This is a genomic window from Acidothermus cellulolyticus 11B (assembly GCF_000015025.1).
GTDB classification, from domain to species: domain Bacteria; phylum Actinomycetota; class Actinomycetes; order Acidothermales; family Acidothermaceae; genus Acidothermus; species Acidothermus cellulolyticus.
This window is the reverse complement of sequence record NC_008578.1, coordinates 1,927,960-1,941,912: the sequence shown is the minus strand read 5'-3', so window position 1 is coordinate 1,941,912 and position 13,953 is coordinate 1,927,960. Positions and strand designations below refer to the sequence as shown.

Sequence of the window (13,953 nt, the reverse complement as noted above, 5' to 3'; positions counted from 1 at the left end):
CGTGGCATCGCGCGCCTGGCGGGGTCGTGTCGTCGTACCAGCGTGTGGCCCTGGCCGGCCGGCGGTCAGATCGCCGAGCGATTGGTCAGGTGGGTCAGACCAAACCGAGCTCAGCCCGGACGGCGCGCGCAGCGGCGACCATGTTCGCCAGTGCAGGGCGCACCTCGGCGTAGCCGCGGGTCTTCAACCCGCAGTCCGGATTGATCCAGAGCCGATCAGCGGGACACTCCTTCAGCGCCAAGTGAATGCGGTCGACGATTTCCTGCACGGTGGGAATGCGCGGCGAATGCACGTCCCACACTCCTGGTCCGATGTCGTTCGGATACCCGGCGCGGGCCAGATCCGTGACAATCGCCATATCCGAGCGGGCGGCCTCCAGGCTGATGACGTCGGCGTCCATGTCGATGAGCGCCTGCAGAATGTCGCCGAATTCCGCGTAACACATGTGGGTGTGAATTTGTGTTTCGTCGCGGACGCCGGAGGTGACGAGCCGAAAGGCGTCGACCGCCCAGCTCAGGTATTCGGCGCGATCTGCATTCCGCAGCGGCAACGATTCGCGCAGCGCCGGTTCGTCGATTTGAATGACCCGTAACCCGGCCGCCTCCAAATCCAGCACCTCATCGCGCAGCGCAAGAGCGACTTGTCGCGCCACCTCCGCCCGGGGAAGGTCGTCGCGGACGAACGACCAGGCAAGCATCGTCACCGGGCCGGTCAGCATGCCCTTGACCGGTTTTTGCGTACGGCCCGCGGCGTACGTCGCCCACCGGACCGTCATCGGCCCGCGGCGCGCGACATCCCCGACCACGATAGGCGGCCGGACGTAGCGGGTGCCGTACGACTGAACCCATCCTTCCGCGGTGGTGAGAAAACCGTCGAGTTGCTCGGCGAAGTACTGCACCATGTCGTTCCGTTCCGGCTCGCCGTGGACCAGCACGTCAAGCCCGGCCGCCTCTTGTTCGGCGATGACAGCCGCGATTTCCGCCTCGATAAGAGCCTCGTAACCCGCGGCATCCAATTCGCCGGCCCGGAGTTTCGCCCGGGCGGCCCGCAATGCCGGCGTCTGCGGGAAGGATCCGATTGTCGTGGTGGGAAGAGCCGGAAGACCGAGCTGACGGCGCTGCACGATCCGCCGTTCGGCGTACGGGCTGCGCCGGGTCCGCGGAAGACCTGCCGCTTCGGCCGCCCGGCGCCGGACCGCATCGACCTGCACGATAGGCGACGCCAGCCGGGTCGCCCGCCGCGCCGCACTGACCTGCAGGTCGCCGGCGACCGCTTCCCAGCCGTCGTTGAGCCCGCGGGTGAGAATGACAATTTCCTCGAGTTTCTGCCGGGCGAACGCCAGCCAACCGGCGATCTGCGGATCCAACTGCCGCTCGAATTCGATACTCAACGGAACGTGCAGCAAGGAGCACGACGCTGACACATCAACCTGCCCCGCCAGCCCGAGCAGGGTGCCGAGCGTGGACAGCGCCGCAGCGAGGTCGGTGCGCCAGACATTGCGGCCGTCGACGACACCGGCGACGAGCCGCTTCGTGGGGATGCCGCCGATCGCCGCTAAATCATCGATATTTGCGCGCGCCGGACCGGTGATGTCCATGGCGATCCCGTCGACGGGCGAATCGGCAAGAACGGGGAGGGCGTCACCGAGCCGGTCAAAATACGTCGCGACGAGGAGTCGCGGCCGAAATTCCTCCGCGCACAGGGTTGCGTACGCAGTGGCGACTGCGTCCAACACCTGCGCGGGCTGGTCGGCGACAAGGCAGGGCTCGTCGAATTGCACCCACTCCGCCCCGGCGTCGAAGAGGCGGCGGATCAATTCCAGGTAGGGGCAGATGATTTTCCCGAGGAGGGAGAGCGGTTGGAAATCGCCCGGGACGCCGGGCTCCCGTTTGGAGAGCAACAGAAAACTGACCGGGCCGAGAATCACGGGCCGTGTCGTGAGGCCAAGCTCCCTCGCCTCCCGGAATTCACTCAAGGGCTTCGTCGGATCCAGTCGGAATTCCATGTCCGGCCGGAGTTCGGGAACCAGGTAGTGGTAATTGGTGGTGAACCATTTCGTCATCTCCAGCGGAGCGGCGTCGTCGTTGCCGCGGGCCAGGGCGAAATACCGGTCCAGGCGCGCGGCGGGGGACTGGCCGGCGTCCGCCAGGGCGGGTGCGTGCCGCCGCGGCAGTGCGCCCAGCATCACAGCGGTGTCCAGCACATGGTCGTAGTACGAGAAATCGTTGCTCGGGATCTCGTCGATGCCCGCGTCCCGCAGTTCGATCCACCGCGCGCGGCGCAATTCACGGGTCTGCGCCAGGAACGCGTCAGCGTCCAGGCGTCCGGCCCAGTACGCCTCGGTCAGTTTCTTGAGCTGCCGCCCGGGCCCTTGCCGCGGATAACCGTAGACGGTGGAGCGGCTGCGCGGCCCCTGTGGGCGGTTGGACGACGAACGTGTTGTGGTCACGGGCTCTCCCTTCGCGAGTCCGGTCGGCATGGAACACCATCGGCGGTGTGCAGCTGGCAGGTCTTCGGACTTGTGGGCGGCGGCGCCGGAGCGGCCGGTCACCGTTGCCTACTGGCCGTCGCTTCCCAGGCTGTCGCCCAGTGCCGTTGACGGCGGTCGTTCCCACTCACCGCTGCGGGGCAGTCCCGGATTCGCACCGGGTTCCCTGTTAGCTCGGCTGCATCGCCTGCGGCCGAACCAGCTGCGGGCTCAGCCTAGCGGACCGACAGCTGCCGCTTCGATCACTCCGATCGTGATCTGGACGCCGCGGGGTGCCCGCCGCCGGACCGGGTCACCGTTGCCGCGCGGCCGCGCCACGAAACGGGGCGGCCGCGGTAATACGCCCACGCCGAATGGGCCGTCATTGCCGCATATAGCAGGCCCACCATGGGAAACACCATCGCCCAGAGCGGTGAAAGCCGGAATACTCGGCGCAGCGTCGGCGTCAACGAGCCGCTTGCCAGCAGCCAGGCTCCGGCGCCAAGCGCGGTTGCGACCATCGCGTCGCCACCGGTCGACTGCCAATGTGCCGCGCCGACCACGACGGCGATGGGCGGGACGGCGAACAGCAGACCGAGGCCGAGAAGTACGCCGAGAAGCCGGAGCAGCGAGTAATTCAGCTGGGTGTAGGCGCTGCGGGAAATCATGCGCCAGAGATCGGCGAACCGCTGATACCCGCGGACACTCCGCACCCCCGTGTCGAAGCCGAGCCACTCTTGACCCCCGGCAACCGCAATGAGTTTGGCGAGTGCGAGGTCGTCAATCAGCGCGGTGCGGATCGCGGCAAGACCGCCGGCCCGATCGAGGATGTCGGCACGCACCAACAGACACCCGCCGGCCGCTGCAAACCGCGGTCGGCGCCGTCCGTTCGGTAGCCGAGCGGACCGGCCGGTTCGCGCGCCGACGGCAGCAGCCGCGGTGCCGCTGCGCATCAGCGACCGGAACGGGTAGAGCAGCGCGAAGAAATAGACAAAGGCCGGGACGACGAGCTTCTCCCATACCGTGGCCGTCCGCAGCACGGCCATCACGGAGACGACGTCCAGCCTCCTGGTTTCGCCTAAGCGGACAAGACGGCGCAGCACGTCCGGGCTGTGGGTGATGTCGGCGTCCGTGAACCAGAGCCAATCGACGGAACCTGCGGCACGGCGGCCTTGGGCCATCGCCCAGACTTTCCCAGCCCATCCCGCGGGTGTCGGTTCACCACCGATGACCTGCCACGCGTGGGTGGTGGTCTGTCCGGCGAGGATGTGCCGCGCGGTTGCGGCCGTGTCATCGGTTGACTCGTCGTCGACCACCACGATCTGTAACCGGCCGGGATAGTCCTGCCCGGCAAGCGTCGGCACGGTGACCCGCAGATGCTCCGCTTCGTTGCGGGCGGGGACGACCGCGGCAACCGCCGGCCAACCAGTGAGAGGGTCGCCGTCGTCAGGCGGCAACCAGGGTCCCGGCCACCAGAACCGCTGCCGGGAAGCCACGATCGAGACCCACCCGAGTGCGGCGAGAAGAGCCAGTCCGGTCAATGCGGGAACGCCCACACATCCGCCCTTTCGGAGATCCGCTTGTCCCTACGCTGCCTACACTGGATGCCATGGCTGCGTATGACTTCCGATGCCGTACCTGCGACACGGTCTTCACCGTGCATCATCCGATCCACGAGCCGGCCACCGGTATCCAGTGCCCGCACGGCCACACGGACGTCACCCGCGTCTGGTCGGCGGTCTCCATGGTGGGGGCGGCGGGTTCCGCGGGGTCAGGCTGCGCCTGCGGCGGCTCGTGCTGCTGCGGCGGCTGATTGCGTGCGCGGCCCAGCGAACGACCCGCCCTTGCAGCGCGGCCCAGCGAACGACCCGCCCTTGCAGCGCGGACCCACCGGCGACCCCGCTGACCGAGCGCTTGGCACGGCGATAGCCGCGGGCCCTGCGTCGGCGTCTGATGAGCGGGACGATCGGCGGCGCGGCCAAGGTCCCGGCCACGATGCCGAGCCGCGGCGCTGGATGGCGCTGGCGGTTTGTTTTCTCGCCGGGTTCATGACCCTGCTGGACATCAGCATTGTCAATGTCGCGTTGCCGTCGATCCGTACCGGATTGTCCGCCACGCCGAGCACCCTGCAGTGGATCACAGCGGGGTATTCGCTGGCGTTTGGTCTTAGCCTGGTGCCGGCTGGACGCGCCGGCGATGCCCGCAGCCGGAGGCTAGTTTTCGCCTTCGGCGTCGCGCTTTTCGCGCTGGCCAGCGCGCTCGCCGGCGCCGCACCGTCGTCCGGCTGGCTGGTCGGCGCACGGATCGTTCAGGGGCTGGCGGGTGGAATCGTCAGTCCGCAGATCGCAGGATTCATCCAGGTGCTGTTCAGCGGCCGGGAGCGCGGGAAAGCATTCGGCCTCTTTGGCGCGGTCGTCGGTGTTTCGACCGCGATCGGTCCGCTGGCCGGTGGAGCACTGATCGCTGCCGCCGGAACCCATGACGGCTGGCGGTGGATTTTTTACATCAACGTGCCGATCGGCGCGGTGACGCTCTGGCTGGCCCGCCGCTATTTGCCGCGCGGGTCGATGCATACCGAGCGGCGGGCGAGCCTCGATCTCCCCGGCGTTCTTGTGTTTGCCGCGGCCATGTACGCCGTTCTCTGGCCGTTCGTCGAAGGAGATCAGCGGTCGCTCGCCGCCCGGCCGTGGTGGCTGGAGGGACTGGCCGCCGTGCTGCTCGCGATTTTTGTCCTTCGGGAAGCGGCGCTTGCCCGCCGTGGCGGCGAACCCATGGTCGACCTGCGGCTGTTCCGACTCCGCTCGTACTCCTTTGGGACCACCCTGGCCGGCGTGTATTTCGCGGGATTCACCCCGCTCTTTCTTGTTCTCACCGTGTATTTGCAGGTCGGTCTGGGATACAGCGCGCTGCTGGCCGGGCTTACCGCACTGCCGTTCGCGGTTGGCTCCGGGGCTGCGGCTGGTATCGGTGGGCGGCACGTCGCCCGGTTCGGCCGGGCTCAGGTGGTTGCGGGGTTATGCCTGGTTCTCATCGGATTGCTTGCCATGTTTGCGGTGACCGGTCACGTCCGTCACGACGTTGGATGGGCATTGCTGCTGCCGCTTCTCGTTGCCGGAATCGGCAGCGGCACGGTTATTGCGCCGAATCAGACGGTGACACTCGGCGAGGTTCCCCGGTGGGGCAGTGGAAGTGCCGCCGGCGTCCTGCAGACGTCTCAACGGGTCGGCTCCGCCGTAGGGATTGCTGCGGTCAGTGCGCTCTTTTTTGCTGATATCACTCAGGCCGGTGTGCTGCGGGCGGACACCAGTCCGCATGCGTTCGAGGTGTATGCGCATGCGTTGCGGGTGAGCATTCTCGGTTGCGTTGGTTTCGTTGCAGTAGCGGGAATCGTGGGCATCGCTGATCTGCTCTCGCACCGCGGAGGTGCTGACCGGTCCGGTTCCCCAATGTCTGGATCCGCCGGTCGGTAACGGGCGCGGGCGATCGCCTGTTTCCAGCCGCGATATCCGGCGTCGCCTTGCGCGGGAGGAACCGACGGAATTGCCCTCGTGGTCGACGATGGTGCACCGGCTACTCGTCGTCTCCTGGTCGATACGTGCGACGAATCCTGTGATTGCTTCCTCTGGGAAGCGGCCGACCGGAGCGCCTCGCCCGCCGCACGGAATGCCGCACGCTCTGCGCCGAAATGGATGGCGGTGCCGGTGGACCGCCTACCCCCACCGGCACCGCTGGTCGACATTCTCCCTCACCGGCAGGCGGTCGCCCAGCAGGGGGAGAGGTCGACGCTTATCGGGTCTTCGGGCGGATACTCTGCGCTCTCACACTCCGGGCGAATGCTCCAGGCCGTCGGACTCCCGGCGAATCCTTCGGGCTGTCAGCCTCCGCCGGCCAGCGCAGACTCTCAGGCCCCGGGTGGATACTCGAGGACATAATTCGGCGTCGTGTTCGCGTCCGTTGGCGGACCGTAGTCGTTGACGACATGGTCGATCGTTCCATGATTAGTAATCGACAAGTCGAGGACGTCGTGGAGACGCACGCCACCGTTCTCCGGCACGGCGAACGCCCGGCTCGCGTGAATCGTCGGATCCACGTTGAAGTAGCAGTAGCTGCCGAGACCTCAGGCCTGGTGCGTGTGCACCGTTGATGCGACGGCATAGGCGGCGTAGCCACGTGTCCCGCCGTGGCTCCAGGCGGCCTGGTTCGGCGGATCGTACGGCATTTCGTTCTGGAACATGATGGTCGAGCCGTGTTCGCCGGTCCAGATGACTTCGTCCTTCTGGTAATGCTCGACGAAGAGTCCGGTGGCGGCGACCCGATCGCCATTCACGATGAGTCCGGTATCCGCGGTATTTGACGTCCAGCCGACGCCGCTGCCGTGGTCGGCCCGCCACGCCCAAATGTCGTCGAGCAGCACGTCGTTGGCGTTGACCTCGAGGCTTACAGTCGCTTTACCGAGGTGCGGCCCGCCGATCCGGAAGAACACGTCCGCCAGCAGCGTCGGATTCCGTGGGTCACTCCACGGGGCGTGGACCCACGCGGCGGGACTGCCGTGCCGTTCGCCGATTTGCACCAAAACGGGAGCATTCCGCGGGCCGGCGTCGACGATGAGACCGGCGACCTCGACCCCGGGAACGTTCGCCGTACGTAGCACCGGCACGCCGCCGGTGGCCTCCAACGTGGCAAGTCCTATGCCGAGCAGGATCGTGTCTGGCCGGCGTACGTCGAGGGTGCGATCGACGGCATAAACACCCGGCGTGAAGAGCAGGTTCATGCCGCGGGCGAGGGCCGCGTTGAGACGTTCCGCCGAATCCGTCGGCCGAGCGATGTAGAAGCGTGACAGAGGCAGCGAATAGCCCGGTGTCGGTCCGGCTTCCCACGTGGTGCCCCGGGAATTGCGTTGGGCGTCCGGTACGAAGACGCGGTACTGTCCGGTGCCGTCGAGGTAGAGGAATGGCGCTTCCCGCGAGATTGGGTTGGTGTCAAGGGTTGTGTACGGCGGGTTGGGGAACGACTGTGCCGGTGCGCCGATCGTACCGGCGAAAACCTGGTTCCACACGCCGTTCGTCCACCCGTCGAGGTGTGAATTGCGCACCAAGAACTGCTGTTGGGAGCCGTTGATGACCGTGCCGCTGCTGAACGCCGAATCGGCGATGAAACCGCCGCTCGCATACTGCGGCCCGGCGGTGCAGTAGTCCATCAGCGACACGTTCCCGCCGACCACCGATACCCGCCGCATCGGTGATGCTTGTGAAACGGCCCAGAAGTCGGTTCCCGCTCGACAGCCGGACTGTCCGGCGACAGCGATGGTGAGGTTGGAGACCGACCGCCAGAAATTCGTCAAGGCGATGCAGTTGTCCGGCGCCAGGCATTGGTTGTAGACATTGACCTTTCCGTTGATGACGACGTCCCCTGGAGTTGCCCCCAGGCCGGCGACCTGGGTGTAGTACCCGACGGGGATGACCAGGGGATCCGCCGGTGTCCCGTAGGTCCCGGGCCGGAAGAGCAGGGCGTAACGCTGTGAACCGAACTCGTTCGCAGTCTGCTGGGCGGCGATCGCGTCCACGGTGGCCTGAATCTCCGCCGTCGGCATGCTCGGATCAAAGATGATCACGTTGCTGCCGAAATCCGGTGTGTGTCCGGCGTGCGCGTCGAGGGCCGACGCAGCCGACGCGGCAGGTGTCGTCCCACCGGCCACCGCGAGCGTGATCGCGGCGATGATGCCGGCGCGGCGCCACCCTGGACCGGACACATCCCAGTCGCGCACCCGACGCTCTGCGAGAGCGCTCTCACACGTGGAAGGAATCATCACCGGCCCTTTCCGCAGGGAGATGACGTGTGGTTCGTTTCTAGGTCACCGGGCCAGGCGGCGTCAACCCCCGCGGTCAGAACCGGCGCGGGCCAGGCGGCGTCAACCCCTGCGGTCAGAACCGGCGCGGGACCGGCGGCGTCAACCCCTGGGTCAGAACCGGCGCGGGCCAGGCGGCGTCAACCCCCGCGGTCAGAACCGGCGCGGGACCGGTCCTGGGATCTGCGCAGCGTGCAACCCCTGGGTCAGAACGGGCGCGGGACCGGTCCTGGCATCTGCGCAGCGTGCGCGGGAAGCTTGCGGTCAGAGCCGGTGCGCGGCCGGTCGGGGACCTATGCGGCCCGGCGAAGCCGAACACCCGCCGCGACCATCTCGGATCGCGCCTGCTCCCCGAGCTCCGGTGTGACGGGCACGGTGAGATCGGTGAGCACCGTGATCCGGTATCCGAGGCGGGCGCCGTCCAGTGCGGTGGCCTTCACGCAATGGCTCTCGGCGATACCGCAGATGTCCACCTCACGGATGTCGTTGGCTGCCAGGTGCCAGGCGAGATCGTGGCCGGCGTCGTCGGTGGCCTCAAAGCCGGAGTACGCCGCCTGGTATGCCCCCTTGCGTAAAGACACGACGCGGGGAAGGGCGGAAATCGCCTTTGCGATTGCCGGGTGCAGCTCCGCGTTCGGCGTCCCGGCAATGCCGTGTGGCGGCCAGGTATCGACGAAATCCGGAGTTGTGGAGAAGTGGGAGCCGGGTTCGATGTGCCAATCTTGCGTCGTGACGATGAGGCGATAGTTGTCCGCTGCGTCCGCGAGGTAAGCCGCGATCCGATCAGCTGTCGCGTTTCCACCGGCTACCGGCAGTTCGCCGCCTTCGCAGAAGGTCGGCTGGACGTCGACCACGACGAGCGCCCGGTTATCAGCCTGCGCAGGAATATCCGCAACGTCGCGTGCTTCGTCTGACATCGTGATGTCCCTCCCCTTTTTTCGGCTCTCTTCATTGTCGGCTCAGCAGACTCCCAGGTTCCACCGGAACGCTCGAGGGTGAGCACGCAGTCAAGACGAGAGGGGAAACGATGAACGCAGACGATTTCACGGAGAACCTGGGGAATCCAGACGCTGAGCCGTGGTGGACGCGACCACATGCCGGCGGCGATGGAGGTGAGAGGCGCCTGGATCGCGGGCGTGCGGAGGAGGATGGCGCGCCGGCCGAAGCGCGATCGTGGGCGGAGCAGCCGCCTCAACCGGCGTCAGAGGGGTCGCACGCATCGTCACCGGCATCGGAGCCTCCACCACCCTCGGCGCCGCCGGCGGATGTGCTGGTTTCGCACGAGCGGGAGACGCCTCGGATGGGCCGGGCGGTCGGTTGGCTTGCGGCTGTGCTGGCTGCGGTCGTGGTGTCCGCCGGTACGACGGGCGTGGTCGTGCACTCCCTCGATCGCGGAACTGCCTCCGCCGGGACGACCGCGGCCGCCGCTGCGGCCCCGCAAGCGGCACCGGCGAGTTCCATCCAGTCGGCGTTGGCGAAAATTCTCCCGTCCGTCGTCTTGATCAACGACACCGTGACCACCGGACCCGGCGGCGGCGGTGGATTCGGTGGATTCGGCGGATTCATGGCAAGCGGGGCAGGAACCGGAATCATCATCAGCTCCGACGGGCTCGTCGTGACGAACGCGCACGTCGTCAACGGCGCAACGCAAATAAACGTGACGCTGCCCGGGAACGGCGGTACGCACGCCGCGTCAATCGTCGGCATTGACACGACGAAGGACCTCGCCGTGCTCAAGGTGTCCGGAGTGTCCGGTCTCGTGCCTGCAACATTTGCGAATTCCTCGACCGTGCACGTCGGTGACACGGTGCTGGCGATTGGGAATGCGCTCGGCTACGGTGGTCAGCCGACCGTCACCGAAGGCATCATTTCGGCAACGAACCGAAGCCTGCGGGACAGCAGCGAGAATCTGACCGGGCTGCTGCAGACGGACGCCGCCATCAACCCCGGCAACAGCGGCGGACCGCTTGTCAATACCAGCGGCGAGGTCATCGGCATCAACGTGGCCGTGGCGACCGGAACACCGAGCGAGCCCGCCCAGAATATCGGCTTCGCGATTCCGAGCAATACCGTGACCGCAGCGCTGCCCGCACTGGAAGCCGGGAAGTCGGCATCCGGGTCCCCCTCACCAAGCCAGACGACCGCATTTCTCGGGGTTGTGGTGACGGATGCGCCGAACGGAGCAGCCGTCGTGGAGGTGCAGCCGAGCGGACCGGCAGCTCAAGCCGGCGTGCAGGCGGGTGACGTCATCACCGCGGTCGGCAACGAGCAGACGCCGGATGCAGCGGCGTTGCAAGCGGCGATCCGCGCGAAGAAACCGGGAACGACGGTCACCCTGCACATCATCCGCGGCGCCCAACAGCTGACGATTCCCGTCACCCTCGGCTCCACCCAGGTCACTTCCTGAGGCCGACCCGGGATGGCAAGATGACGGAGGGGACGTCGGGCCGGCGTCCCCTCCGTCATCACGTAAGTCGCGGGACCGAGGGCGAGGCGCCATGACCTATCAAGCCGCGGAGAGTCGGTACGACGGTATGATCTACCGTCGGTGCGGCCGGAGCGGGATCCGGCTCCCGGTGATTTCCTTGGGACTCTGGCACAACTTCGGCGACGATCGGCCGCTCGAGACCCAGCGCGCGATTTTGCGCCGCGCCTTCGACCTCGGCATCACCCACTTCGACCTTGCAAATAATTACGGCCCACCGTACGGCGCGGCGGAGAAGAATTTCGGCCGTATTCTCGCCGAAGATTTTCGCCCGTACCGGGACGAGCTCATCATTTCGACCAAGGCGGGCTGGGACATGTGGCCGGGACCTTACGGGGATCTCGGCTCTCGTAAATACCTCCTCGCCAGCCTGGATCAGAGTCTGCGCCGGATGGGATTGGAGTACGTCGATATCTTTTACCACCACCGCTTCGATCCCGATACTCCGCTGGAAGAATCCCTCGGCGCCCTCGACACCGCCGTCCGGCAGGGAAAGGCCTTGTACGTGGGGATCTCCTCCTATTCAGCGAAACGAACCCGAGAGGCGGTGCGCATCCTGCGGTCCATGGGCACGCCGCTGCTCATCCACCAACCGTCGTACTCGATGCTCAACCGGTGGATCGAGGAGGAGCTCCTCGACGTGCTCGGCGATGAAGGCGTGGGCTGCATCGCCTTCTCGCCGCTCGCCCAGGGGATGCTCACGGACCGGTACCTGGACGGCATTCCCGCTGACTCGCGTGCGGCGAAAGGGCGTTTCCTTACGCCGGAGATGCTCACCGAGGAACGGCTCAGCCTCGTCCGGTCGCTCAACGAATTGGCCCGCCGCCGCGGGCAGACCCTCGCCCAGATGGCGATCGCCTGGGTGCTCCGGGACGAGCGGGTGACATCGGCGCTGATCGGAGCGAGCAGCGTAGCGCAGCTCGAAGAAAACGTCGCGACCCTGGCAAATCTCGACTTCACCTCCGAGGAACTCGCCGATATCGATCGATACGCCCGGGACGCCGGCATCAACCTGTGGGAGGCCCCCAGCACGGCGTAAGGCGCCGGCGTGGCGTGATGCCCCAGCACGGCGTGAGGCGCCGGCGTGGCGTGATGCCCCGGCACGTGTCAGCCCCCGGCACCGCGTCAGCGGACTTCTCGGACGTCCCCGGTGCGGTACGGTGCACATCGAGGATTGGGCAGGCGGCGATGACGAGCGAGACGTGGCGGGACGGACCGCTCTGGACCCCCACACCCGAGCGCGTAGCGGCGGCACAACTGACCGCCTTCCGCCGTCGCATGCAAGAGGCTTACGGCACAAGCCTGCCTGACACACCGGCGCTGCATGAATTCTCCATTCGGCACATTGGCGAATTCTGGTCGCAGCTGTGGGATTTTTGCAGCGTTGTCGGGGAGAAAGGCGATGTCGCGTTCGTTGACGCACCGGACATGCGGGACGCCCGGTTCTTTCCCGAGGCGCGTCTGAACGTCGTGGACACGCTTCTCCGCCGGGATGACGACACGCCGGCCTTGCTCTTCGTTCGGGAAGACGGCGTCCGTGAAACGTGGTCGTGGCACCAGTTGCGGTCGACTGTGAGCCGTGCCGCCGGCGCCCTCGCGGCCGTCGGCATCACGGCGGGCGATGTCGTCGCGGCGTGGCTCCCCAATTGTCCGCAGGCCTATGTTGTCGCCTTGGCGGCGGCGTGGATTGGTGCGATTTTCACGTCGGCGTCACCGGAATTCGGTGCGCCGGCTGTTCTCGACCGGTTCGGCCAGGTGGCGCCGAAAATCCTCTTCGCCGTCGACGGGTACTGGTACGGCGGACGATGCTTCGACACCGCGGAAAAACTCGCCGCCGTAACCGCTGAGCTGGCGACGGTGCGCAATGTTGTGGTCATCCACTACGTGCACGAGCGGCCGCACGGCGCCGCCGCCAACGTCTGCGACTGGCGTGACTTTCTCACCCGCGGCGAACACGTGTCGATTGCGCCGGTCCGCGGAGGATTCGACGTCCCGCAATACGTGTTGTACTCCTCTGGTACGACCGGGCGGCCCAAGTGCATCGTCCATCGGGCCGGTGGTCTGCTGCTCACGCACCTGAAGGAACACCGATTGCACTGCGACATCCGCCCGGGGGATCGGGTCTTTTATTTCACGACGACGGGCTGGATGATGTGGAATTGGCTGCTTGGTGCGTTGGCGAGCGAAGCGACACTCGTTGTGTACGACGGCTCGCCGATGTACCCTGAGCCGCTTGCCCTTTTCGACCTGGCAGCCGACCTCGACATTACGCTGTTCGGCACCTCGGCGCGGTATCTCGACAGCCTTCGCCGGTCCGGCCTGCAGCCGGGCTCCGGCCGGGATCTTTCCGCACTGCGGACGATTACCTCGACCGGTTCCCCGCTGCTGCCGGACGCGTTCGACTGGGTTTATGCAACGGTGAAGCGGGACGTGCACCTCGCCTCGATTTCCGGTGGCACGGACATTTGCGGCTGCTTTGTGCTCGGCGACCCGACCCGCCCGGTATTTCGCGGCGAAATCCAGGGTCCTGCGCTGGGCATGGCCGTCGATGTGGTGGACGACACAGGCCGGCCCGTGCCGGTCGGAGTCACCGGCGAGCTTGTGTGCACCCGGCCGTTTCCGTCCCTGCCCCTTGGGTTCTGGGGCGACGAGGATCGGCGCCGATACACCGAGGCATACTTTGCGGTCTTCCCTGACATATGGCGGCACGGTGATTGGATCACCCGCACGCCGCACGGCGGATTCGTCATCTCCGGCCGCTCGGACGCGACCCTCAATCCGGGCGGGGTGCGGATCGGCACCGCAGAGATCTATCGTCAGGTCGCGCGGTTTCCCCAGATCATGGACGCGGTAGCGATCGGCCAGCAGGTCGACGGTGACGAGCGGATTGTGCTCTTCGTCACACTCGCGGACGGCGCTCAATTGACCCCCGAGCTCGTCGATGAGGTCCAGACTGCGATTCGGGTGAACTGCTCGCCACGGCACGTGCCGGCCCGCATCCTCGCCGTGCCCGACGTCCCACGGACCCACAGCGGCAAGATCGCCGAGATCGCGGTCCGGGACGCCGTACACGGGCGGCCGGTCCGTGGAGTGGAGGCGCTGGCCAACCCGGAGTGTCTGGCATACTTTCGGGAGCATCCCGGGCTAGCGTGATGA

The 13,953-nt window shown here is 66.8% G+C and carries 10 protein-coding genes and 1 riboswitch; of the genes, 5 read left to right on the top strand and 5 right to left on the bottom strand.

Annotated elements, in window-relative coordinates:
- Positions 1-94 precede the first annotated feature (94 nt).
- Positions 95-2,449, bottom strand: coding sequence for a 5-methyltetrahydropteroyltriglutamate--homocysteine S-methyltransferase (gene metE, locus ACEL_RS08875; RefSeq protein ID WP_011720558.1), 2,355 nt, complete (start codon positions 2,447-2,449; stop codon positions 95-97).
- A 38-nt stretch (positions 2,450-2,487) separates the two neighbouring features.
- Positions 2,488-2,706: riboswitch (cobalamin riboswitch) on the bottom strand.
- Positions 2,707-2,730: 24 nt separating this feature from the next.
- Entirely contained in the window at positions 2,731-4,023 is a 1,293-nt protein-coding gene (locus ACEL_RS08870) for a glycosyltransferase (RefSeq protein ID WP_011720557.1), read from the bottom strand.
- Between ACEL_RS08870 and ACEL_RS12965 the strand changes: the two genes are divergently transcribed.
- Both ACEL_RS12965 and ACEL_RS08865 read left to right on the top strand, forming a co-directional pair.
- Entirely contained in the window at positions 4,008-4,280 is a 273-nt protein-coding gene (locus ACEL_RS12965) for an FmdB family zinc ribbon protein (RefSeq protein ID WP_420794980.1), read from the top strand. The two genes, ACEL_RS08870 and ACEL_RS12965, sit on opposite strands and share 16 nt — an antisense overlap.
- A gap of 202 nt (positions 4,281-4,482) precedes the next feature.
- Positions 4,483-5,937 carry an MFS transporter gene (locus tag ACEL_RS08865; RefSeq protein ID WP_148204587.1) on the top strand — a complete coding sequence of 485 codons (1,455 nt, stop codon included), beginning with the start codon at positions 4,483-4,485 and terminating at the stop codon, positions 5,935-5,937.
- Positions 5,938-6,368: 431 nt separating this feature from the next.
- On the opposite strand, the gene ACEL_RS12465 is transcribed toward ACEL_RS08865, so the two are convergent.
- The 3 genes from ACEL_RS12465 to ACEL_RS08855 form a co-directional block, all read right to left on the bottom strand.
- Positions 6,369-6,557, bottom strand: a complete 189-nt coding sequence (locus ACEL_RS12465) for a hypothetical protein (protein WP_011720554.1) — start codon at positions 6,555-6,557, stop codon at positions 6,369-6,371.
- A gap of 27 nt (positions 6,558-6,584) precedes the next feature.
- Positions 6,585-8,231 carry an adenylyl cyclase gene (locus ACEL_RS08860; protein WP_202943350.1) on the bottom strand — a complete coding sequence of 549 codons (1,647 nt, stop codon included), beginning with the start codon at positions 8,229-8,231 and terminating at the stop codon, positions 6,585-6,587.
- A 374-nt stretch (positions 8,232-8,605) separates the two neighbouring features.
- Positions 8,606-9,229, bottom strand: coding sequence for an isochorismatase family protein (locus ACEL_RS08855; RefSeq protein WP_011720552.1), 624 nt, complete (start codon positions 9,227-9,229; stop codon positions 8,606-8,608).
- A 383-nt stretch (positions 9,230-9,612) separates the two neighbouring features.
- Between ACEL_RS08855 and ACEL_RS08850 the strand changes: the two genes are divergently transcribed.
- The 3 genes from ACEL_RS08850 to ACEL_RS08840 all read left to right on the top strand — a co-directional run bounded on the left by ACEL_RS08850 (position 9,613) and on the right by ACEL_RS08840 (position 13,950).
- Entirely contained in the window at positions 9,613-10,719 is a 1,107-nt protein-coding gene (locus ACEL_RS08850; RefSeq protein ID WP_041835668.1) for a S1C family serine protease, read from the top strand.
- A 91-nt stretch (positions 10,720-10,810) separates the two neighbouring features.
- Positions 10,811-11,836, top strand: a complete 1,026-nt coding sequence (gene mgrA, locus ACEL_RS08845; protein WP_011720550.1) for an L-glyceraldehyde 3-phosphate reductase — start codon at positions 10,811-10,813, stop codon at positions 11,834-11,836.
- Between the two features lie 134 nt (positions 11,837-11,970).
- Positions 11,971-13,950: an acetoacetate--CoA ligase gene (locus tag ACEL_RS08840; RefSeq protein ID WP_193138748.1), complete on the top strand. Its 1,980-nt coding sequence runs from the start codon at positions 11,971-11,973 to the stop codon at positions 13,948-13,950.
- Positions 13,951-13,953 lie beyond the last annotated feature (3 nt).

Coding starts and splice junctions, on each gene's coding strand:
- ACEL_RS12965 (WP_420794980.1), top strand. CDS start 4,008: ATGCGGGAACGCCCACACATCCGCCCTTTCGGAGATCCGCTTGTCCCT.
- ACEL_RS08865 (WP_148204587.1), top strand. CDS start 4,483: ATGGCGCTGGCGGTTTGTTTTCTCGCCGGGTTCATGACCCTGCTGGAC.
- ACEL_RS08855 (WP_011720552.1), bottom strand. CDS start 9,229: ATGTCAGACGAAGCACGCGACGTTGCGGATATTCCTGCGCAGGCTGAT.
- ACEL_RS08850 (WP_041835668.1), top strand. CDS start 9,613: ATGGGCCGGGCGGTCGGTTGGCTTGCGGCTGTGCTGGCTGCGGTCGTG.
- mgrA (WP_011720550.1), top strand. CDS start 10,811: ATGACCTATCAAGCCGCGGAGAGTCGGTACGACGGTATGATCTACCGT.